This is a genomic window from Mesorhizobium sp. M7A.F.Ca.US.011.01.1.1 (assembly GCF_003998295.1).
Lineage (GTDB): Bacteria > Pseudomonadota > Alphaproteobacteria > Rhizobiales > Rhizobiaceae > Mesorhizobium.
This window is the reverse complement of sequence record NZ_RZRT01000044.1, coordinates 1-21,098: the sequence shown is the minus strand read 5'-3', so window position 1 is coordinate 21,098 and position 21,098 is coordinate 1. Positions and strand designations below refer to the sequence as shown.

The window sequence follows — 21,098 nt, the reverse complement described above, 5'->3', positions numbered from 1 at the left end:
TTATGACCAACTACACCCTGAGCAAGGAAACTCGAGATAAATACATGGCCGTCGCGACGCCGACCATAGCCACGGCCTTGTTCAAGCGCGGCTTGCGCAACCAATTTATCCAAGATGTGCGGCCGCTGTCTTCCAAGAAGGCAAACATGGTCGGCCAGGCGTTCACCCTGCGATATATTCCAGCGCGCGAGGATCTCAACCAGATCGAGGTTTTCAAGAACCCCTCGCATCCGCAACGCGCCGCTGTCGAGCAGTGCCCGCCCGGATGCGTTCTCGTCATGGATAGCCGCAAGGATGCCCGCGCAGCATCGGCCGGCTCAATCCTGATTTCGCGACTGCAGGTACGCGGGGTCGTTGGCGTGGTTACTGACGGCGGATTTCGCGACAGCCCCGAAATCGCCGAACTCGAAATCCGCGCCTATCACAACCGCCCATCGGCTCCGACGAACCTGACACTGAATCAAGCACTTGATATCAATGTGCCGATTGGTTGCGGTGATGTGGCGGTCTGGCCGGGCGACGTCCTGGTCGGCGACAATGAAGGGGTCATGGTCATTCCGGCGCATCTAGCCGAGGAAATTGCCGATGAAACAGTGGAGATGACCGCCTATGAGGACTTTGTTCTTGAGAAAGTTCAGAACGGCGCAACCATCATCGGGCTCTACCCGGCAACCAGCGATGCTCCCCGGATCGAATTTGCGGAGTGGCGGAAGAAAAATGGCCGCTGATCGCAACGCAATTGGCGGCTAAACAGGCAAACGTGCGATAAAACTGAAAAGTTTATGCTCGACGTACAACTGCGCAAGGTCGATGTTCTGGGATGGTCGATGGGCGGGATGACCGCCCAGATCGTCGCGATCAAGCACCCCGACGTCGTGCGGAAGCTCGTGCTCATCGGCGCATCGGCGCCCGCCGGCTCACCCGAGGTGATAACCTCGCCGGGCGACTGGTCGAAGGTGGCCGCAAAGCCTGCCTACACCGACGCCGACCTCCTCTATCTCTTCTTTTCGCCCAGCCCCGAAGGCGCGGCAGCCGGCCGTGCATCGCTGGCGAGGACCTCCTTTCGTCGTCCAGCGTCGCTGGTGAAGACGACGCCGCAGGCGACGGGCGCACAGTATCAGGCGATCACGGGCTTCTTCGGGAACTCGGACGGCTGGTACCAGCGTCTGAAGCAGATCAAGGCTCACACCCTGTCGCGAACGGGGATCGCGACGGCTCCTTTCCGGTAATCGACTCCGTGGTGCTGGCGCGCGAGATCCCTGACGCTCGCCTCGCGGTCTATCCGGACTCGGGCCACGGTTTCCACTTTCAATACCCGGAGCCCTTCGCCGCGGACCTGGTCGAGTTTCTCGGCAAGTAAGGAGATGGGCCGGGACCGCAACCCGGGCGGCGATACGAATGAATTAGCACAGCAACGCGGATGCGCAAACTCAACGAACTTGCAGCGGGCCGCATCCGGCCCCTGAACACACGACGGAAAGGACTATGAATATGGATTTCTTGATCACCGCGGGCGCTATGAAGAAAAAGGGCTTCGAAGCCTACCGCGCCGGGGAAGACCAAGTGGTCGCCGAGTTGCGCGCTGAAGGCGTTCTGTCGGCGGCCTACCGAAGGCTCGACGGCGGCGGCGTGTTTGGAGTTTTGCACTGTACCGATCTGGCTGAGGCGAAGGCGCAAGTGGCGCGGCTACCGTTCGTCGCGCACGGGTTCCTGGAGTTCGAGTTCGCCGAGATCGTGTCGCTGTAAGCCGGCGCCCGCACGAGCCGTCCCGGGCCGCGAGGCGTTGGTTGACCATAGTGAGGATGACGAATGACAATCGTGCTGGTGCACGGCGTTCCCGAAACCTCGGCGGTATGGGACCTGTTGGTCGACGAACTCGTCGCGGTATCGTCGGCGAATCCGGTTGCGGCAAATCCACCGTGCTGCGCTCGCTGGCAGGCATCGAGAGGGCTGGACGGGCTCGGTCGAGTTCATTGGAAAGCCGATCGGAAAGCTGCGCTCGCACGACGAACTGAAGCTATCGCAGATGGTATTTCAGGATCCCTACGGATCGCTTCATCCGCGCCATCGGAGCGGCACGGCGCTGGCTGAACCGATCCGCTCCATGGGGCTTGGCGACGGCTGGTCGAAGGTGCCGCAAGCCCTGAAGCAGGTCGGATTGCCGGAGGATTTCGCCAATCGTTTCCCGCACGAACTATCCGGTGGTCAACGACAGCGCGTCGCCATCGCCCGCGCGCTGATCCTGTCGCCACCCATTCTTCTTCTCGATGAGCCAACGTCCGCGCTCGATGTTTCGATCCAGGCGGAAATTCTCAACCTGCTCGACGACCAGCGCGACGAACGCGGTCTGACCTTTGTCCTCGTCAGCCATGATCGGTCGGTCATCGCCCATATGTGCGACCGTGTTCTGGTGATGCAAAATGGGGTTTTTCTCGATGAGATGACGAAAGCGGATCTGCGTGCGGGAACAACCCATGCCGCCTATTCGCAAGAGTTGTTCGAAGCCAATTTTCTGTGATCGGTCGGGACCCGGAAAGAAGAAGGAACGCCGGCTGAGCGTCGCCGAGATCAAAAGGCTGGGCGAGGTGATGCGCGTCGCCGAAAGGAATGACGAGCACCCAGTCGCGCTGGCCGGAGTGCGACTGATGCTACTGACGGGAGGTAGCGCACCCCAGCTGCCATTTGATGGCTAACTTAAGAGCGTCGTCATCAAACGCTCTCCGGGCTGTACATATCGAATGGAAACGTGATCCTAAATACGCCGTTATCACGACCTGCGTTCTTCGCCTTCACCAGAGTTGCAATAGTCTCTGATGCAAAACGCTCTATGGGGTGGGACAGGATCAGCGAAATCGTACCGTCTATCAAAGCAGCCCGTGTATCTTCAAACAGTTCATAGCCTACGGTAACGAAGTTTTCCCGTTTTGGAGTAGCCCTGAGTGCGGCTATCGCACCTGTAACACCACCCCCTGAGATGAATAGTCCGCACATATCCGGATGGTCTGTCAGCAACTTTTCGACATGTTCACGGGCAACCACGGCTGACTCGTAAGTTGGCAACGGTTCGAGCAGCGTGAATCCCGAATTATGTTCACGGAAGTAAGAACGAAACCCGCTTTCGTTCATTTCCTGGTTTCGCAATCGGTGGCTGCCCACAAGAATGCCTATTTTCCCCGGCTGTCTCACCATGCGGTCAAACGCCCAGGCAGCGGTGCGTCCTACTTTCCAATTATCGAGCCCCACAAAGCTGATGCCTCCTTTGGCCGTGAGGGGGCCGATAAGTGAAACGACCGGCACGCCGCTTTCAAGAACTGCGTCAATCGCGTCAGCAACGGCAGGATGCTGCGGCGCTACAATCGCAAGTGCTTCGCACCGCCCGCCGAGCGACTGAATATGTGCCGCGACTTTCTCCGGCGTGAGGTCTTCCATATACTCGACAGTTAGATCGACCTTACAGGCAGGACAAGCTTCCGCAGCTTGCGCAATTGAATCGCCGAGTAGGCGATAGAAGCGTCTCTCCCGTCGCTGCAGCAAAACCCCGACACGGTGGATCACCTCTTGTGCCTTCGCCGCCTGCTTGATGGTGCCAAGTCCGTAGAAGCCGATTTCCTCAGCGGCTGCCAAAACGCGTGTGCGCGTATTGCTCCGGACCGATTCAGGCTCGGACAGTACTCGATTGACCGTTGACACGGACACACCTGCAGCTTTTGCCAAGTCTGGAATGGTTGGTCTCTTCATGTCAAAAATTCATCTACTCTGGTTTCGGCATCTCAAAAAATATCATCCGTGCAAATTTTCGAAATGATTTGAGACGAAGTTCTGAAGCGATAGTAATCCAGATTGACCTGAACGATGTCAACGTAGCATTCATTACGCGTTGACGGTACTCAGCGATCTAGGAGCCGTCAGCGCTTTGGGGGAGGCCCAGCGCACAATTTGGACGAGGAGCCTCAACGTCGTTGTTGAGATCGCGGACGTGCGCGTGCCTACCGGGATCGGCCGCACGGCCAAAAAAGGCAAAAAAAGTATGTCGAGCCGCAGCCACGCGGCTTTAACCTGAGGAGGAATTTGACATGTCGTTCACCAAGAAAATCGCCACCGCAGCCATGGCATTCATGCTGGCATCCAGCGCTCATGCGGGTGACACGGATATCGCCGTCATCGTGGGTTCGGCCCAAGATGGCTTCTGGAACATGGTCAAGAAGGGCGTCGATGATGCTTCGCTGATGGTCAAGGCAAATGGCGGCTCCGTCAATTTCATGCAGACCCAAAACTATGACAACTTCGGCCCGGACCTCGCTTCGCTAATCGAACAGGCTGTAGCCCAGGGTGCTAAAGGTATTGCTATCCCGAACTGGCTGCCAGAATCCGAGACGCCTGCCCTCAAGGCTGCGCGGGACAAGGGCGTGGTGATCATCTCCTTCAACGCTGGCCAGAGTGAGATGGATAATTACGGCTCGCTAAACTATTTCGGGTCGGACGAATATCTGGCAGGTGTTGAGGGTGGCAAGTATCTCGCTTCTCATGGTGCAAAGAAAATCCTCTGCCACATCCAGAACCCAGGTGCCGTAAATCTCGAGACCCGCTGCAAGGGCGTTCAAGACGGTGCGAAGAAGGCTGGCGCAGACACCTTCATCCTCCGTGTTCCTGCTAACCTTGACCAGGACATGAATGGCACCTCTGAAGCAATCAAATCCGAGCTGATCGCCGATCCGTCCATTGACGCCGTCATCACGCTCGCTGCATGGGCTGCAGACGCTGCGGCTAGCTCCATCGAACAGCAGAGCAAGACCGGCAAGATTGAGCTTGGCACCTTCGATATGTCCGCCTCGGTTCTGGATCGCATTTCGAAGGGCACCCAGACCTTCGCAATCGACCAGCAGCCTTATCTGCAGGGGTTCCTCGCAACCTCCATGCTGTTTGCAAACCTGAAGTTCGGCACTGCGATTGCAACGAAGCCGGTTCTGACTGGCCCGGCGATTGTCGACAAGACCAATGTTGCTTCGGCAATCGAAGGCGTCAAACTCGGCGCACGTTGAGGCTGGCCCGAGGCTGAGACCTGGCCGCTAACCGGGCCGGGTCTCATCTATGCTCCCTCTATGTAGCTTCGTCTGCGCTAACTGAGGATTTTGCTTCCATGACCGCCACAAACCTAAGAACCAGCACCGTTGAAACGCCCGCCGTCGAGAGTGAATCGGCCATTTCATCCATTAAGGCCTTTTTTCGCACCCCTGCCGCCGGTGCTTTCATGGGTTTCGTGGCTGTATTCATCCTTTTTGCGATGTTCGGATATAGCCGCAACTTTTTGTCCATAGCTGGTGTAACGACGTGGGTGAACTTCGCCTCACTCATAGGAATGATTGCAATTCCGGTCGGGTTCCTGATGATTGCCGGGGAACTCGATATTTCAACCGGTGCTGTAGTTCCCGCGTCCACGATGACAGTTGCGATTGTCTGCGAGCACTATCAGATGCCTGTGCTTGCCGGTGTAGCTGCAGCGCTTGCCATCGGTGCACTGATCGGCTTCATCAATGGATACATCGTAACTCACACGCGCGTGCCGTCGTTCATCGTGACATTGGCGACGCTCTTTGCAGTGGCAGGTATCACGCTCTACCTGTCGATCTTCTTCATCAACAACACCAATTCCTTCTATCACGCGCCAGATTGGGCAAAATCGCTCTTCGGCGGGAAGGTGTATGGCTTCAATTCGTCCGTCTTCTGGTGGGGCGGGCTTATCGCAGCATTCGTCTTCTTTCTGCATTACTCTCCCAAGGGAAGCTGGGTCTTCGCTCTTGGTGGAGACCAAGAAAGCGCGAGAAACGCAGGTATTCCTGTAACCAGGATGAAGATTGCACTCTTCATGTTGTGTTCGATATCGGCGGCCTTTGCTGGTGTCCTTCAGGTGATGACATTCAGCTCCGCAACGTCTCAGGCCAATTTTGGCCTAATCTTCAACACCATTATCGCCGTGGTCGTAGGTGGCGTTCTCCTCACGGGTGGTTTTGGTACTGTAATGGGCATTGTCTTCGGGGTGCTCACCCTTTCGATTGTTACCCAAGCTATTGGTTTCACGGAGATCGACAGAAACCTGTCCTTCCTAATCATCGGTGTCATGCTTTTGATCGCTGTCCTGCTCAACGACACGTTTCGTCATTTGGCCACCAGCTGGTCGACGTCCAGGAAGAAATAGGGAGAGCGACAATGTCCGATAAGAAACCCGTTCTCGAATTTCGAAACGTCGACAAATCGTTTGGCCATATTGATGTTCTGAACGATATCAGCCTCAAGGTGGGTGAAGGCGAAGTGCTCTGCCTGCTTGGCGACAACGGCGCGGGTAAGTCGACGCTCATCAAAACGCTGTCTGGCGTCTATCAGCCGACGCGTGGCGAAATTCTGATGGATGGTCAGCCCGCACTTTTCTCCAGTCCCCGTGAGGCTCAGGAACGCGGGATAGCTACGGTTCACCAATTCGGTGGAACATATCCATTGATGTCCATAGGACGCAACTTTTTCATGGGTTCGGAGCTGACAAAGGGTTGGGGACCGTTCAAGTATTTCGACCGTAAAACTGCCAACCGAGTGGCAGTTGCAGAGGTTCAGAAAATGGGGATCACACGCATCACCGACGGGGATCGTTTGGTCGGTGGCCTTTCCGGAGGAGAGCGCCAGTCGCTCGCGATCGCCCGTGCTGTCTATTTCGGAGCCCGTGTTCTCATTCTCGACGAGCCGACGGCAGCCCTCGGCGTCAAGCAGGCTGCTCACGTACTGCGTATCGTCAATGAGGCCAAGCGTCGTGGCCTCGCGGTCATTTTCATCACCCATCAGGTGATGCATGCCATGGCAGTGGGCGATCACTTCGCAGTGCTCATTCGTGGTGCAATTGCGGCTGACTTCCGCAAGGGGGAAAAGACACGCGAGCAGATCGCTGATCTGATGGCCGGTGGTGAATCCATGGCCAGTCTCGAAGCCTCAATTGAAGGGTATATGGAGACCCATGACGGTCTTCCGCCACCGCCCGCTCACTGACTGAATATTGGTATAGCCGCCAAGTAGCGGAATTTGTTGAATGGAAGCGGTTGAGCTCTTGTGCCAACCGAATGGAAGGAGTTTGTCCAATGGTGCGTGTAGCAGTCATTGGTGCAGGGCTGATGGGCGCTGACCACGCCAAGATCGTCGTGGAGGAAATGCCGGGCGCGAGCCTTCAGGTGGTCTGCGACATGGATGAAGTCCGCGCTCGCAAGGTGGCCGATGCCCACGGTGCAGCAGACGTTGCAACCAATCCGGAAGCCGTGATAGCCCGTGCCGATGTGGATGCGGTGATCGTCGCGAGCCCGGACTTCACTCATGCGCCGCTGTCACTCGCCTGTATCAACGCGGGCAAGAAGGTGCTCTGCGAAAAGCCCCTATCGCAGTCCTCGGCCGAATGCCTCTCGATCATGCTGGCCGAACAGGAAGTTGGTCAAAAGTTCGTCCAGCTCGGCTTCATGCGGCGCTACGACCAGTCCTATGTCGAGATGAAAGAGGCAATTGAAAATGGCACGCTTGGCCGAGCCCTGATGATGCACAACTTCCACCGCAATGTGGAAACGCCAGCCTCCGACTTCACCGGTGCCATGGCAATCACCAATTCTGCCCCGCATGAGTTCGACGTCGTGCGCCATGTACTTGGCACCGAATATGCCAGGATCTCTGCCTTCCAGCCGAAGCGCTCTGATCGACGCGTCGCGCCCGTCTTCATGGTCCTCGAAACCGTCGATGGCCAGCTCGTCAACATCGAGATCAACAACAACGCTGCGTACGGCTACGACGTTCGTGCCGAACTCGTGGGCGAGCAGGCGAGCATTTCCATGAGCCATGTCGCTTATACCCATCTCGAACGCTCGCTTGGCGTCCACACCGGCTACGATGCCGATTGGCGGACCCGCTATTTCGATGCCTATCGCCGCCAGAACCGCGCCTTCCTACGCTTCGTCGACACAGACGTGTTTCCCGAGATCGCATCAAGCTGCTGGGATGGCTATGCCGCAGCAGTTGCCGCCGAGGCAGGCGTAACGGCACTCGCTTCCGGGCAGAAGCAGCTCGTCACTATGATTTCCAAGCCGGAGTTCTACGCATGAAACTGGGTTTTGTATCTGACAGCCTCGGCCGCATGCCGCTCAATGTCCTTCTCGACAATGCTGCCCGCATGGGCGTCTCCGGTATTGAGGTCAACACCTGCGGCTGGTCGACCGCACCGCATTTCGATCTCAAATCCATGCTGGGTAACACGGTCGCGCAGAAGGACTTCCTCAAGGGCTTTTCAGATCGTGGGCTTGATGTGATCAGCCTCAATGCCAATGGCAATCCGCTTCACCCGACCGATCCGGCTCAGGGCGAAGGTCTGAAGAACACCATCCGGGTCGCAGGCGAGTTGGGCATCAAGACGGTCTGCACCATGTCTGGCCTGCCTGCGGGCAATCCGTCCGATACCATGCCAAACTGGGTCGTCTCTTCCTGGCCGCCGGAAACGCAGGCGATCCTCAAATACCAGTGGGAAGAAAAACTCTTCCCGTTCTGGACTGAGATCGTGGCGCTGGCAAATGAATGCGGTGTGGAAAGGATTGCGCTCGAACTGCATGGCAACCAGTGCGTCTACAACGTGCCGTCGCTCCTGAAACTCCGTCAAGAAGTCGGCCCTATCGTTGGCGCGAACCTCGATCCCTCGCACCTCTTCTGGATGGGGGCCGATCCGCTGATAGCAGCCGAGGCATTGGGGGAGGCCGTCTATCACGTCCATGCCAAGGACACATTCCTGAACGCGCCCAAACAGGCAGTGACCAGCCTCCTCGAAAACGGCAACCTGACCGACATTCCAGCCCGCTCTTGGTCATACATCACACTCGGCTTCGGCCACAGTGAGGAGTGGTGGCGACAGTTTTGCTATCGCTTGAAGATGGCTGGCTACGACGGCTGGCTTTCAATCGAGCATGAGGACGTGCTTCTCAACTCACTTGAGGGTCTCGAAAAATCCGTGGCCCTTCTCAAGGGTGTCATGCCGGTTGCACCGGCCGATTTCAAACTTCAGGAAATATAAGATGAGCTTCCAACTTGCCGCTTGCGCCGAAATGCTCTGGCGCGACAAACCAATCGAATGGCGGGCAAGCCGCCTGAAGGAAATGGGCTTCGGCGTCGGCCTTTGGAACTGGCCCGCCTGGAATCTTGATGCGCTTGAAAAAACCGGTGCCACCTTCACTATCATGAATGGCTATCTCGAAGGTCGGCTCGCCGATGCAGAAGGTTGTGAGATGCTTCTGGCGTCTGCCACGGAAACGGCGAAGGTCGGCAAGCGGCTCGGTGTCCACCGCCTCAATCTGCATGGCACAGGGCTTGGCGACATGGGCATTCCGATCCCGAAGATCGGTGCCTTCGCGCCGGGCAAGGAACAGCGGGCTCGCGATACACTCAACCGCATCTGCGATCTGGCAGAAGCCGAGGGTCAGGTCTTCACGTTGGAAAACCTCAACCCAATCGATCATCCCGGCTGCCCCTTCGGCTCGACGGCAGACGTGCTTGCGCTCGTTGCAGCCGTCAACCGCCCGCAACTGCGAATTAACCTCGATCTCTACCATACCCAGATCGGTGAAGGTGATCTTATCCGCTGGTGTGAGGCCTGCCTGCCCTGGATCGGGGAAGTTCAGGTGGCTGATAATCCCGGCCGTTGCGAGCCGGGCACGGGCGAAGTGAACTGGCATGGCGTCGCAAAAGCCCTGAAATCCATGGACTATGCGGGGCCGGTCGGTATGGAGGCCTTTGCCTCCGGTGATCCGGAAGCTGCACTCGAAGCCTTCCGCACCGCTTTCACTATTTGATGTTGTTTTCCTAAGAGGATCATCCGTGTCATCCACCATCCTGAACGTCGGCCTTTTGGGCGCAGGCCGTATTGCTGGCGTCCATGCCACCGCCATTTCCACCAATCCCGGCAGCCGCCTTGCGGCTGTCTCCGACATCAATCAGGCCGCCGCTGAGAAGATCGCCGCTCAGTATGGCGCCGAAGCCCGCTCGACCGATGCGATCCTCAATGATCCCGCCATCAATGCCGTGCTGATTGCCACCTCCACCAATACCCATTCCGACTTGATCGAGCGGGCGACGGCAGCGGGCAAGGCCGTGCTTTGTGAAAAACCTGTCGACCTCAGCCTTGCAAGGGCACAGGCTTGTCAGAAGGTGGCCGCCGCTACCGGCAAGCCGGTGATGATCGGCTTCAACCGCCGTTTCGATCCCAACTTTGCGGCTCTCAAGGCAGCAGCCGACCATGGTGAAATCGGCAAGACGGAACTGCTCTCGATCACCTCTTTCGACCCCGCGCCGCCGCCGATCGCCTATATCAAGGTTTCGGGTGGTCTTTTCCGCGACATGATGATTCATGATTTCGACATGGCTAATTTCATTATGGGGACAGCGCCGGTTTCCGTCTCGGCGGTGGGTACATCGATTGTCGATCCGGAAATTGGCGCGGCAGGCGACGTCGATACCGCCGTCGTGACCCTTGCCTATGCGGATGGCCGGATCGCCGTGATCAAGAACAGCCGCCGAGCCGTCTATGGTTATGACCAGCGGCTGGAGCTTCTCGGCTCCGAAGGGCTGCTGCAGGCGCAGAACATGTTGGAAAACACCTTGGTCAAGTCCACGATTTCCGGTGTCACGGGCGCAAAGCCCACCTATTTCTTCCTCGAACGCTACATGCCCGCCTATGCGGCGGAATGGGCAGCATTTGTCACGCCGTGAAGACAGGCTCGGCTCTGCCGGTCAACCTTGATGATGGTGTCGCAGCACTCGCCATGGCGGAAGCTGCAACCCAGTCTGCAAAGAACGGATCCCCCGTGAAATTGGCAGAGGTTCTTGGCTGACCGTTCGGAGAAGCAAAATCCTCCTCCTGTCCGATCTAGCGGCGCCCCGAACTTCGGATCGAGCCGCCGCATACTACTGATTTACCGGAGGATGGTGCACGCGAAGGAGTTGATCAACGAGCTGCTGCAACTACAGGTACCGGCCGCAGGATATCAGCTTCAACGATGTTGCGGACGCCTCCGAGAGAGTACATGGCGCAGGCCTGTGGTTCCATCCAGGCAAAGTTCAGGGGTTAGATGTCAACCTCCGACGGCCCTTCCCAATAAGTCATAGCCGAACATGCACCGGAAGCACGATCATGAGCACGGAAAAACCCATTCGAAACCCGACGACCATCCCCGAGCTAAAGGATATGATTGTAGCAACCAAGCTTAGCCTCCCAAAGCAACAGGAGCGCGTCGCACGCACGGCTCTCGCCCATCCGGAAATTGTAGCATTCGGCACCGCGCAATCGCTTGCGGACCGATGCGGAGTGTCGCCCTCAACCGCGGTCAGAGTGGCCACTGCTCTCGGGTTCGATAACTTCAGGGAGTTCCGACAGGTTTTCCGTCAGCACATCCGGGAGATTTCGATACGAGCCGCGGACACCCTATGCTGACAGGAAAGCCGCAATAACCGCTACAAATGAAATGGGTTCCATAAATCACCGTTATCCAACGTGAACCTAACCGATGATCGGTCCTTGGTTCGACCCCTTTCAAGGCGGGCATCGCTCACTTTCGCAGTGGTACCCAATCGGAAATAGAAGATTAGCTCGCTGAACGTCGGCTTTGCGCCTCAATCTCAGTCATAGAGGCAACCTTTGCCATAGCCCATAAGCGGACATCGCGGTTGACAATGCTGGAGGTCATGTTCGCGCCTCATGCACGAACCCGCTCCGCGGGAGGGGCGCCTCGTTCTGCGATGGCGCGATATTCATAGACCTTGAGCGGGTAGAGGCGTCGATCTGACCATGGAGTTCCCTTCAACGAGAGGAACTCGCCATGGCTACTCTGTCGACCGATGCACCAATCTCTCCGCTTCGCCAGCGCATGCAGCACGACATGCTCATGCGTGGCCTGGGCTCCCATACCCAGCAGGACTATGTTCGTCACGTCCGGCGCTTCGCTGTGTTCCTTGGCCGCTCGCCCCACACTGCGACGGCTGAGGACATCCGTCGATTCCAGCTGCATCAGCATGAGAGCGGCGTCGGCCCTGCGACGATCAATGGCGCGGTCTCAGCCTTGCGGTTCCTGTTCCTCGTGACGCTGAAGCGGCGAGATCTGGCGCGTGCGCTGGTGATCATGAGGTATCAGCGCAAGCTCCCCGACGTGCTGAGCGTGGAGGAAGCGGCGCGCCTGCTCGAAGCCGCACCAGGCATCAAGTACAAGGCCGCACTCGGCGTCGCCTATGGCGCGGGCCTGCGCGTGTCCGAGGTCGCACACCTCAAGGTCGACGATGTCGATAGCACGCGCATGCTGATCCGCGTCGAGCAGGGCAAGGGCCGCAGGGACCGTAATGCGATGCTCTCACCGCAACTGCTTGAACTGCTGCGGCTATGGTGGCGCGAAGGCAGGCGGCGCGGGGTGATGCTCCCGCATGGCTGGCTGTTTCCGGGGCGCAGCTGCACGGCGCCGATCTCGTCGCGGCAATTGCACCGGGCGGTCCAGGAGGCAGCCGAAGTCGCGGGCATCCGCAAACGCGTCAGCCCGCACACGCTGCGCCACAGCTTCGCCACCCACCTGCTCGAACAGGATGTCGACATCCGCGTCATCCAGGTGCTGCTTGGCCACAGCAAGCTCGATACGACTGCGCTTTACACCAAGGTCTCGACGCGGACGATCCATGCGGTCGCAGGGCCGCTCGACCGGCTGATGGCGCTGATGGAAGGCAAGACGCCGCCCGGCTGAGCCGTGCGCACCTCTGTCGAGGTCGCCGACATCTTCCGTGCTGCCGGCCCCGCCTATCGGGCCGCCCATGCAGGTCACCTGAGCCTCATCCAGTTCAAGGTGATGTCGGCGATCGAGCATTGCCGCACCGCAGCGCTCGGCGGTCACGCCGAGGCCTGCGAGGACTGCGGCCAATGGCGGATCGCCTATAACTCCTGCCGCAACCGGCACTGCCCGAAGTGCCAGGGCGCGGCCGCGCGGACATGGCTGGCTGAGCGCGAGGCCGACCTGCTACCGGTCGGCTACTTTCACGTCGTGTTCACGCTGCCCGCCGAGATCGCCGACATTGCCTTCCACAACAAGGCGCTGGTCTACGACCTGCTGTTCAAGGCGGCATCGGAGACGATGCTGACGATCGCCGCCGATCCCAAGCATCTCGGCGCACGCATCGGCATCACCGCCGTGCTCCACACATGGGGCTCGGCAATGACCCACCATCCGCACGTACACATGATCGTGCCGGGCGGCGGCATCGCACCGGACGGGAAACGCTGGGTCTCGTCGCGCCCGGCGTTCCTGCTCCCGGTGCGAGTGCTTGGGGCGCTGTTCCGCCGACTGTTCCTGACCCGGCTGGTCGCGCTGCACGACGCCGGCTGTCTCACCTTTTTCGGGTCGATGGCGCACTTCACCGAGCGACGCGCCTTCCTGCGCCAGCTTGCTGCCGTCCGGAAGAAGCGCTGGGTTGTCTACGCCAAGGCGCCGTTTGCCGGGCCGGATGCGGTGCTCGCCTACCTGTCGCGCTACACGCATCGGGTCGCGATCTCGAACCGCCGGCTGATCGCCTTCGACGAGAGCGGCGTCACCTTCCGCTACAGGGACTACCGTCGCGACGGCGCCGATCGGCAGAAGGTCATGACGCTCGCGACCGACGAGTTCATCCGCCGCTTCCTGCTCCATGTCCTTCCGCGCGGCTTCCATCGCATCCGGCACTACGGCCTGCTCGCGGGCTCCGCCCGCAAGGCTAGCCTCGCACGTGCCCGCGAACTGCTGAGTGTCGCTGCGCCGCCCGATGAGAACACCCCGAACGAACCGGACGACTTCCGCCCGGCGTGCCCGTGCTGCGGCGGACGCATGATCATCATCGAAGTGTTCGAACGCCGGAAGCCGCCGCGCGGACCGCCGGACACTTCGGCACCGAACTGGGAGACTTCCCCATGACCCGGCATGGCATGGTCCAGACTTCAGTCGCAGGCCCTCAGCCTTCGGCGACGGACCCACGCGCGTCCATGGTGATCATCGACGCCGAAGGGGACACGTCCAGTCGCGCGCCGGGTCGACAACACTCCGCGAAAACGCGACGAAGCGACCTGGCAGCATCCATAGCGGCGCTTCCCTCCGGCGGTCCCGACATCGCCGACATCAGCCGTAAATCGAAATCCCCATAGCCACCCTCGTGGCCCGCGGGTTCCTGCATGAGAGGCTTTCGTACGCCTGCCGGCACCCGAAACCCTTCACCATGTCGGTCGTTGAGCAGACCTAGCAGCATCCCAAAAGCAGACATCCGAGCGCACAGGGCGAGGCGGCACGTATGCACCAGTAGCGAAAGAGGAGCCAAGTCAGCTTGTGCCCAGAGTAAACATTTCGCTTTTCGGTGATGTCGAACGGTTAGATCCTTGGCATGCCTATGGGCCGCAGTGTTCGCTTCTGGGCGGCAATGCGGAACGGAGCATTGGCTGCCCCGTAGCCTCGATAGCCGTGGCGCTCGACGATCTCGAAGAAGAAACCTTCGCCGTAGGTCTGGCTGTAGAGCTGGAAATAGTCACCGCCCTCATCCCGATCGAAGAGGATGTTTCGGGCCCGCAACCGGTTCGTGAATTCCGGTTCGAGCCCGAGACGTGCTTCGAGATCATCGTAGTAGTTCGGTGAAATCTCCAACGCATTGAAGCCGAGCTCGGTCAGGCGGTCGGCGGTCTGGACGATATCGCGGCAGGAGAAGGCCAGATGCTGCACGCCCGAGCCAAAGCTCTCAGCGATAAAATGGCCGGCCAGCGTCCTGCGGTTTTCCGCACCGTTCAAAGTAAGCCGAAGCCCGCCATCATCGCTCTCCACGACCTGGCTGCGTACGACACCGGCCGGATCGATAACATCCACCATGGGCAATTTTGTCGTCCTGAAGATCGATGTGTAAAAAAGCAGCCAGGTCAGCATCTCCTCATAGTTCATTGATTGAGCGAGGTGGTCGATTGCCATCAGCCCGGCATCGTCGCCTGCGTCGTTGACCGGTTCGAATTCAATCTCCCAGACTTTTGCCAACTCGCTCCTGCCGTCGATGAAGTAGATCACGCCGCCTCCGACCCCCCGTATCGCCGGTATCGCCAGCTCATCGGGACCATGGCGTTGTTCAAAAGGCTCGGCGCCCAATGCACGAGCGCGGGCCACGGTTGCGGCCGCATCGTCGACCTTCAGTCCGAACGCATAGGCGGAAGCGCCGTGAACGAGGTACGAGGAGTGCGCCAACCCTTCTTTTTCGGTGTTGACGACAATGTTGATGGCGCCTTGGCGAAGCAACACCACATCCTTGTTCTTGTGGCGGCCGACCAGCGAGAAGCCCATGGCACGCAGCAGCAGCACCAACTCTTCAGCCTCGGTCTCGTTGGCGGCGAACTCGACGAACTCGATGCCGCTGACCGCGACCCGTTCCGGCAAGGCCGGCACGTCGATCGCGATGTCCGGCTCGGCGCGCGCAACCTGGTCCATGAGGTAGACCAGGGACCTGTGGCCATCGACCGCGATAGACCTGGGCGATCCACCGCGGAACTGGTCGTTGAATATTTCGAGCGACAACGGCCCATCGTAACCGGTTGCCGCGACCGCTCGCATGAAGTCGACCACCGGCAGGTCACCTTCGCCCGGCATGTTGCGGAAATGGCGGCTCCAGTACAGCAGGTCCATGTCGATCAGCGGAGCATCGGCAAGCTGGACGATGAAGATGCGATCGCCGGGGATGGCGCGGATCGTCTCCAACTCCACCCGTCGGGCCAAGGTGTGGAAGGAGTCGAGGATCAGTCCGATGTTGGGATGGTTGGCCCGCCTGACAATCTCCCATGCGTCGCGATGGTCGCTGGTATGCCTCCCCCAGGCCAGCGCCTCGTAGCCGACGCGAAGGGCGCGCCGTCCTGCCCGTTCGCCGAGTTCGCGGAAATCGTCGGCGGCACGGTCGATGCCGCCCAGCGCCAGAGGCGAGACGTTGGAACACACGAGCATCAGGTCCGTACCGAGTTCCTGCATCAGGTCGAACTTGCGCTCCGCCCGGTCGAAGGCGCGCGAACGTTGCGGTTCGGGCATTCCCTCGAAATCGCGGAAAGGCTGGAAAAGTGTGATCTCCAGGCCATGATCCCTGATCATCCGCCCGACTTCGGCGGGGCTGCCGTCGAAGGCAAGAAAGTCATTCTCGAATATCTCCACGCCGTCGAAGCCGGCCGCGGCGATGGCCGCAAGCTTCTCGCGGAGGTCACCGCTGATCGATACGGTGGCGATCGAGGTTTTCATCGCTGAGGTCCAAGCCATGCCCCTTGGACTTGGCCAAGTCCAAGGGGCAGACAGCATCTGTGAACGGGCGTACCTGGTTGCATCAAAGAAGCGCGATGACGCGGGTGGGCCCGCCGGTCGCGCCTTTCACCTTGGGAATCCCGAGGAAGAGACGCGCTCCGGATTCGGGGATTGCGTCGAGGTTCGCCAGGCATTCCACGCCCCAACGCCCGCTGCCCAACCATTCGTAGTGGACGGGAAACGCCCCGCCCGAACTAAGCCCTGTGTCCAGTGAAAGCGTGTCGACGCCGATCCCTTTCACCTTTCGCTCGCCAATCAGAAACTGCGCGGTCTCGACATGAAAACCGGGGGTGTGATTTCTCTTCTCATTGTCGTTGCCGGTGAACTTCGGGTCGCCGACCAGCTTGTGCCATCCGGAGTTCATCACCACGCAACAGCCTTCCGGGAGTGGCCCGTTCTTTGACTCCCACGCCTTGATGTCATCGGGCGTGAGCGATGTGTCCGCGTTCTCGGCGGCGCGCGCCGCAATGTTGATGACGGCGACAGGGACGATCAGATCCGAGATCGGGATCATGTCGGCCGTCAAACCGTCGGCGGAGAAGTGGATAGGCGCGTCCATGTGAGTGCCGCTGTGCTCGACGATCGTCCAACGATTGAGGTTCACCTTGTCCTTGGCGAAGGTGACGAGATGCTCGACGGTGAACCATTTCTCGCCGCTGAAGGTCGGAAACCCTTCATAGAGCGCGTGAGAGAGGTCGACCGTGTCGGTAAAACTCGTCGCCGCCGCCTGGGCTCGCGGCACGGTTGGAAGCGTGGCTGCCGCTGCCGCGCCAAGGCCAAGCGTAAATCCGGCTTTCAGCAGTCCTCTGCGGGTGGCGTTTTCGCAGATCGAATGAAGGCATCCTGGAGGACACATGTGGCTTTCCCTTCCCTGTTAACTCCTGTCAAAACTAGAAGCGACGTGCCTGGCGAGATCGCCGACCGTCATTATTCGTCGGCCAACTCCCTCAACGATTTGACGGCTGTGGCGTATCCCCGAGGCCCGAGGCCGGCGATGACCGCGGTCGCGATCTTCGACACAAGCGATCGGTGGTAAATCTCCTCGCGCTTGTGAATGTTCGAGATGTGGAGTTCGACGATCGGACCGGGAAACATTTTAAGGGCGTCGAGGATCGCAACCGACGTGAAGGAGAAGCCCGCCGGGTTGATGACGATCCCGGCTCCCTCGTCGATCGCTTCGTGGATCCAGTCGATGATCTGGCCTTCGCTGTTCGACTGGTGGAAACGGACGGGCGTGTCGCCGGCCGCATCGCGGCAGATGGCCTCGATCTCGGCCAGCGTCGTCATGCCGTAGATTTCCGGCTCGCGCTTGCCGAGCCGGTTCAGGTTCGGGCCGTTGATCACGTAGATTGGCTTCACCATGACGGCTCCTTTGTCTTCGATCAGCCTTGGTAACCCAACAGCCGGGGCAGCCAGAGCACGAGTTCCGGGAAAAAAGTGATGAGAGCCAGCGAAGCGATCATCGCCCACAGGAACGGAAGCACGTCGCGGACGATATCCTTCAGCGGCACTTCGGCGATCCTCGTCATGATGAACAGCAGCAGACCGTATGGCGGCGTCACCAGGCCGAGCATGATGTTGACCACCACCATCACGCCGAAATGCACCATGTCGATGCCGAGTGCCCGCGCCGTCGGGATGAGGACGGGCACGATCACGAGAAGAATCGTGGTGCCTTCAAGCACGCAGCCGAGCAGCAGCAGCAGGATATTGACGAGGATCAGGAAGCCGGTGGGCGACAGGTCCCAGCTTGTGAGAATGGCCTTGATCGATTCCGGGATGTTCTCGACGGTGACCACATAATTGAAGACCAGCGCGCCGGCGATCAGCATGCCGATCGAGGCCGAGGTGCGCGCGCTGGCCAGCACGGACTGGTAGAAGTCGGCGAAGCTGACACTGCGGTAGAGCACGACAGAGATGACCAGGGCATAGGCCGCGGCCACGGCCGCCGCTTCGGTCGGCGTGGTGACGCCGGAGTAGATGCCTCCGAGCAGGACGACCGGCATCATGAGCGAGGGGAAGGCACGCCAGGTAATGCCCGGCAGTTCGCGCAGCGGTGTCGGCGCCTCGACCGGAAAGTTGTTGCGCCGCGCCTGATAGGCCACGATCCCCATCTGCGCAGCCGCCATCAGCAGGCCGGGGATAACGCCGCCGAGGAACAGGTAACCGATCGAGGCATCGGAGACGAGCGCATAGATGACCATGGGGATCGACGGCGGGATGATCGGGCCGATGACCGCGGTCGCGGCCGTCAGCGCCGCGGCGTAGCTTGGCGTGTACTTGCCGTCCTTGGTCATCATCATCTGCATCATCTTGCCGGTGCCGGCAGCATCGGCGATGGCCGACCCCGACATGCCCGCAAAGATGATGCTCTGGACGACGTTGACATAGGCAAGGCCGCCCCGGAACCGGCCGACCACGGCATCGCAGAAGCGCAGCAGGCGCTCGGTCATCGAGCCGATGTTCATCAGTTCCGCGGCCAGGATGAACAGCGGCACGGCGAGGATGATGTAGTTGTTGTACATCGCGTTCAGGAGCTGCTCGGCCGCCGTTCCCATATCCAGCCCTGCCAGCAGCAGATAGAGGATCGAGCCGGCGATCATCGAGTGCCCTATCGGCAGCCCGAGGAAGGCAAGCGCGGTGATCGCGACGACCGAGATCGAGAATGGACTGGCGAGATTCATACGCCCGACCCCGCCTTGGTAGGATCGAACTCCTTCGGCGCCTTGCCGAACACGGCCTGCCAGGACAGCCAGAGGTAGCGGAGAATGATTGCCACGACGAATATGATGTAGATCGAGAACAGCCAGTCGAAACGGATCTTCAGATAGGCGGTCTTTTCGACCTTCATGAACGTCACGTAGTCGAGCACGGCAGGAAACGAAATCGTGTAGAGCCCGATCAGCGATGCGGCCGCGATGAGGAACATGATGCGGCGAACGCGCGGTGGGGCCGAGGCGTAGAAGAGGTCGAAGCGGATCTCCTCCTCCTCGCGGACAACGAAGGCCGCACCCCACAGCACCAGCCAGATCCACAGGATCACGCTGATCTCGTTGGTCCAGCCGATCGGCATGTTGAGCAGGTAGCGGAAGACGATCTGCAGCAGGAAGGCCGCGAACATTGCCGCCAGCATGACGGCGAGGACGTTCTCGGCGCGCCGGTATAGCCAGCGGCCAAGGTTTCGGAGCGAAGGTGTCACGCGGGTTTCTCCGCCTATGAAAGCCATTTCTGGAGTGAGGAGGCGCGGCCCAAGCAATGCCCGCCGCGCCTCCAGCTTAGAGCGCGTTGATCTTGTCGACCATGCCGACCGGCCAGTCCTTGGCGAGGTCCGACGACAGGTATTTCTCCTGAGCGTATTTGCGGAACGCAGCGATATCGGGCTCGTAGAGCTTGAGGCCCTTACCCTTGAACAGCTCGACCAGCTCCTTCTCGCGCGCAAGGTGCTTTTGCGTGCTGAATTCGATGGCGCCGTCAGCGGCGGCCTGGAACTTCGCCTGCTTGTCGGCGCCCATGTCATCCCACACCTTCTTCGACACGGTCAGCAGATCGAAGCCGACCAGGTGCGAGGTCAGCACGATCTGCGACATGACCTCGTAGAACTTCATGTTCTCAACGTTCGGTAGCGGATTGTCCTGGCCATCGATCGCTCCGGTTTGCAGCCCGGTATAGACCTCGGCGTAGGCCATCGCGACGGGATTGGCGCCGAGCGCAGAGCCAAGGAACTGCCAGGCATCGCCACCCGGCATCCGCAGCTTGATGCCCGCCATGTCGGCCGGCGTGGTGATCTTCTTGTCCGGCTTGAGGCCGATCTGCCGGGCGCCGAAATAGGTCGGCCCCAGCACGCGCACGCCAAGCTGGTCCTCGGTCATCTTCTTCATCTCTGCGCCGAGATCGCCGGCGAAGAAGGTTTTCAGATGCGCGGCGTCGCGAAACAAATAGGCGGCGGTGACGATCGACCATGCCGGGATCTGCTTGGAGATATCCTGCGGTGCGATGTTGCCCATCTCGAGATTGCCGCGCTGCAGGGCGACGAGCTCAGTGCCCTGCTTGAACAGATTGCCACCGTAGTAGCCCTCGAAGACGAAGTCGTCCTTGATCGAGTCGGCGAACATTTTCATCATGTCGGCGCGGATGTCCTGTTCGGAGAATACGGCCGAGAAGCGCAGTTTCGGCTTGTCCTGGGCGAGTGCCGGAAAGGCTGCCGTCGTGGCGAGCACGCCCGCCCCGACCAGGATTTCCCGGCGTGTGGCATTGAAAGTCATGTTCTTTCCTCCCTATTGGCTATTGTCCAAGTCCTTTGTCGGCTGGGTCACGGACGCTCCCAAAGGCGGCAAACGCCGCCTTCATCCGTTCAACATCGGGCGCAAGCCCGGTGAAAAGTTCAAAGGCCCGCACGGCTTGGAAAACGGCCATTCCCTCGCCACTGAGCGTGCGGCAACCCCGTTGCCGTGCCTCCCTGAGCAGTTCCGTTTCGAGCGGGAGGTAGACGATGTCGGCGACCCAGCACTCACGTCGCAACAGATCGGCGGCGATCGGCATGCCGGGCAACTTTGCCATCCCGACCGGCGTCGCGTTGACGATGCCGTCTGCGCGAGCCGAGGCCGCAGCGAGGTCCGAGACGACCTCCACCTTTTGCGTGCCGCCGGCCGACCTGAGCCGCGACGCCAGCGCTTCGGCCCGATCGGCCTGCAAGTCGGTTACCAGCAGCGTCTCGACGCCGCTTTCCAACAA

At 59.9% G+C, this 21,098-nt stretch carries 19 protein-coding genes and 3 pseudogenes; 14 read left to right on the top strand and 8 right to left on the bottom strand.

Translation table 11 applies throughout. The features are described 5' to 3' along the window. Positions 1-2 precede the first annotated feature (2 nt). From EOA13_RS27970 to EOA13_RS27950, 4 genes and pseudogenes are all read left to right on the top strand, one after another. Positions 3-728, top strand: a complete 726-nt coding sequence (locus EOA13_RS27970) for a ribonuclease activity regulator RraA (protein WP_127296764.1) — start codon at positions 3-5, stop codon at positions 726-728. Between the two features lie 54 nt (positions 729-782). After that, positions 783-1,229 (top strand): alpha/beta fold hydrolase, encoded by a 447-nt coding sequence (locus EOA13_RS27965; protein WP_127296763.1) that lies wholly within the window; start codon positions 783-785, stop codon positions 1,227-1,229. 256 nt (positions 1,230-1,485) lie between these two features. Beyond that, complete coding sequence (locus EOA13_RS27955) at positions 1,486-1,746, top strand: YciI family protein (RefSeq protein WP_127296762.1); 261 nt, start codon at positions 1,486-1,488, stop codon at positions 1,744-1,746. Positions 1,747-1,883: 137 nt separating this feature from the next. Beyond that, positions 1,884-2,518: pseudogene (locus EOA13_RS27950) on the top strand (ABC transporter ATP-binding protein); the annotation flags it as partial. A 191-nt stretch (positions 2,519-2,709) separates the two neighbouring features. Here EOA13_RS27950 and EOA13_RS27940 read toward each other — a convergent pair. Further along, entirely contained in the window at positions 2,710-3,738 is a 1,029-nt protein-coding gene (locus tag EOA13_RS27940; RefSeq protein ID WP_127296761.1) for a LacI family DNA-binding transcriptional regulator, read from the bottom strand. A 335-nt stretch (positions 3,739-4,073) separates the two neighbouring features. Here EOA13_RS27940 and EOA13_RS27935 point away from each other — a divergent pair, with 335 nt between their 5' ends. From EOA13_RS27935 to EOA13_RS27890, 10 genes and pseudogenes are all read left to right on the top strand, one after another. Further along, positions 4,074-5,039 (top strand): substrate-binding domain-containing protein, encoded by a 966-nt coding sequence (locus EOA13_RS27935; RefSeq protein WP_127296760.1) that lies wholly within the window; start codon positions 4,074-4,076, stop codon positions 5,037-5,039. Between the two features lie 98 nt (positions 5,040-5,137). After that, on the top strand, positions 5,138-6,193 hold the full coding sequence (locus EOA13_RS27930; RefSeq protein ID WP_127296759.1) for an ABC transporter permease: 1,056 nt from the start codon (positions 5,138-5,140) through the stop codon (positions 6,191-6,193). 11 nt (positions 6,194-6,204) lie between these two features. Then, the gene (locus EOA13_RS27925; RefSeq protein WP_127296758.1) at positions 6,205-7,029 is read left to right on the top strand and encodes an ATP-binding cassette domain-containing protein; all 825 of its coding nucleotides are present in this window, start codon (positions 6,205-6,207) and stop codon (positions 7,027-7,029) included. An 89-nt stretch (positions 7,030-7,118) separates the two neighbouring features. Then, positions 7,119-8,120 carry a Gfo/Idh/MocA family oxidoreductase gene (locus tag EOA13_RS27920; RefSeq protein ID WP_206535323.1) on the top strand — a complete coding sequence of 334 codons (1,002 nt, stop codon included), beginning with the start codon at positions 7,119-7,121 and terminating at the stop codon, positions 8,118-8,120. Further along, positions 8,117-9,076, top strand: coding sequence for a sugar phosphate isomerase/epimerase (locus EOA13_RS27915; protein ID WP_127296756.1), 960 nt, complete (start codon positions 8,117-8,119; stop codon positions 9,074-9,076). The genes EOA13_RS27920 and EOA13_RS27915 overlap by 4 nt, the downstream gene beginning before the upstream one ends. A gap of 1 nt (position 9,077) precedes the next feature. Further along, positions 9,078-9,851 (top strand): TIM barrel protein, encoded by a 774-nt coding sequence (locus EOA13_RS27910; RefSeq protein WP_127296755.1) that lies wholly within the window; start codon positions 9,078-9,080, stop codon positions 9,849-9,851. Between the two features lie 37 nt (positions 9,852-9,888). Continuing rightward, positions 9,889-10,889: pseudogene (iolG, locus tag EOA13_RS27905) on the top strand (inositol 2-dehydrogenase). A 299-nt stretch (positions 10,890-11,188) separates the two neighbouring features. Then, complete coding sequence (locus EOA13_RS27900) at positions 11,189-11,488, top strand: MurR/RpiR family transcriptional regulator (RefSeq protein ID WP_127296754.1); 300 nt, start codon at positions 11,189-11,191, stop codon at positions 11,486-11,488. 385 nt (positions 11,489-11,873) lie between these two features. Then, positions 11,874-12,779, top strand: a complete 906-nt coding sequence (locus EOA13_RS27895) for a site-specific integrase (RefSeq protein WP_031203396.1) — start codon at positions 11,874-11,876, stop codon at positions 12,777-12,779. A 3-nt stretch (positions 12,780-12,782) separates the two neighbouring features. After that, a complete protein-coding gene (locus tag EOA13_RS27890; RefSeq protein ID WP_127296753.1) occupies positions 12,783-13,976 on the top strand; it encodes an IS91 family transposase in 1,194 nt (397 codons plus the stop codon). Between the two features lie 447 nt (positions 13,977-14,423). Here EOA13_RS27890 and EOA13_RS27880 read toward each other — a convergent pair whose 3' ends face one another. The 7 genes and pseudogenes from EOA13_RS27880 to EOA13_RS38060 form a co-directional block, all read right to left on the bottom strand. Further along, positions 14,424-16,307, bottom strand: a complete 1,884-nt coding sequence (locus tag EOA13_RS27880) for a sugar phosphate isomerase/epimerase and 4-hydroxyphenylpyruvate domain-containing protein (protein WP_127296751.1) — start codon at positions 16,305-16,307, stop codon at positions 14,424-14,426. A gap of 82 nt (positions 16,308-16,389) precedes the next feature. Further along, a complete protein-coding gene (locus EOA13_RS27875) occupies positions 16,390-17,223 on the bottom strand; it encodes a cyclase family protein (protein WP_127296750.1) in 834 nt (277 codons plus the stop codon). A gap of 71 nt (positions 17,224-17,294) precedes the next feature. After that, complete coding sequence (locus EOA13_RS27870) at positions 17,295-17,729, bottom strand: type II 3-dehydroquinate dehydratase (RefSeq protein ID WP_127296749.1); 435 nt, start codon at positions 17,727-17,729, stop codon at positions 17,295-17,297. A gap of 20 nt (positions 17,730-17,749) precedes the next feature. Further along, the gene (locus EOA13_RS27865; RefSeq protein WP_127296748.1) at positions 17,750-19,051 is read right to left on the bottom strand and encodes a TRAP transporter large permease; all 1,302 of its coding nucleotides are present in this window, start codon (positions 19,049-19,051) and stop codon (positions 17,750-17,752) included. After that, positions 19,048-19,566 (bottom strand): TRAP transporter small permease subunit, encoded by a 519-nt coding sequence (locus EOA13_RS27860; protein ID WP_245490505.1) that lies wholly within the window; start codon positions 19,564-19,566, stop codon positions 19,048-19,050. The genes EOA13_RS27865 and EOA13_RS27860 overlap by 4 nt, the downstream gene beginning before the upstream one ends. Before the next feature lie 76 nt (positions 19,567-19,642). Further along, positions 19,643-20,629: a TRAP transporter substrate-binding protein DctP gene (dctP, locus tag EOA13_RS27855; protein WP_127296746.1), complete on the bottom strand. Its 987-nt coding sequence runs from the start codon at positions 20,627-20,629 to the stop codon at positions 19,643-19,645. 19 nt (positions 20,630-20,648) lie between these two features. After that, positions 20,649-21,098: pseudogene (locus EOA13_RS38060) on the bottom strand (shikimate dehydrogenase); the annotation flags it as partial.

Bases quoted from the DNA above. Each gene is read 5' to 3' on its own strand.
- EOA13_RS27965 (WP_127296763.1), top strand. From the start codon at position 783: ATGCTCGACGTACAACTGCGCAAGGTCGATGTTCTGGGATGGTCGATG.
- EOA13_RS27935 (WP_127296760.1), top strand. From the start codon at position 4,074: ATGTCGTTCACCAAGAAAATCGCCACCGCAGCCATGGCATTCATGCTG.
- EOA13_RS27970 (WP_127296764.1), top strand. From the start codon at position 3: ATGACCAACTACACCCTGAGCAAGGAAACTCGAGATAAATACATGGCC.
- EOA13_RS27880 (WP_127296751.1), bottom strand. From the start codon at position 16,307: ATGAAAACCTCGATCGCCACCGTATCGATCAGCGGTGACCTCCGCGAG.
- EOA13_RS27955 (WP_127296762.1), top strand. From the start codon at position 1,486: ATGAATATGGATTTCTTGATCACCGCGGGCGCTATGAAGAAAAAGGGC.
- EOA13_RS27920 (WP_206535323.1), top strand. From the start codon at position 7,119: ATGGTGCGTGTAGCAGTCATTGGTGCAGGGCTGATGGGCGCTGACCAC.
- EOA13_RS27915 (WP_127296756.1), top strand. From the start codon at position 8,117: ATGAAACTGGGTTTTGTATCTGACAGCCTCGGCCGCATGCCGCTCAAT.
- EOA13_RS27870 (WP_127296749.1), bottom strand. From the start codon at position 17,729: ATGGTGAAGCCAATCTACGTGATCAACGGCCCGAACCTGAACCGGCTC.
- dctP (WP_127296746.1), bottom strand. From the start codon at position 20,629: ATGACTTTCAATGCCACACGCCGGGAAATCCTGGTCGGGGCGGGCGTG.
- EOA13_RS27940 (WP_127296761.1), bottom strand. From the start codon at position 3,738: ATGAAGAGACCAACCATTCCAGACTTGGCAAAAGCTGCAGGTGTGTCC.
- EOA13_RS27925 (WP_127296758.1), top strand. From the start codon at position 6,205: ATGTCCGATAAGAAACCCGTTCTCGAATTTCGAAACGTCGACAAATCG.
- EOA13_RS27900 (WP_127296754.1), top strand. From the start codon at position 11,189: ATGAGCACGGAAAAACCCATTCGAAACCCGACGACCATCCCCGAGCTA.
- EOA13_RS27875 (WP_127296750.1), bottom strand. From the start codon at position 17,223: ATGTGTCCTCCAGGATGCCTTCATTCGATCTGCGAAAACGCCACCCGC.
- EOA13_RS27865 (WP_127296748.1), bottom strand. From the start codon at position 19,051: ATGAATCTCGCCAGTCCATTCTCGATCTCGGTCGTCGCGATCACCGCG.
- EOA13_RS27895 (WP_031203396.1), top strand. From the start codon at position 11,874: ATGGCTACTCTGTCGACCGATGCACCAATCTCTCCGCTTCGCCAGCGC.
- EOA13_RS27930 (WP_127296759.1), top strand. From the start codon at position 5,138: ATGACCGCCACAAACCTAAGAACCAGCACCGTTGAAACGCCCGCCGTC.
- EOA13_RS27910 (WP_127296755.1), top strand. From the start codon at position 9,078: ATGAGCTTCCAACTTGCCGCTTGCGCCGAAATGCTCTGGCGCGACAAA.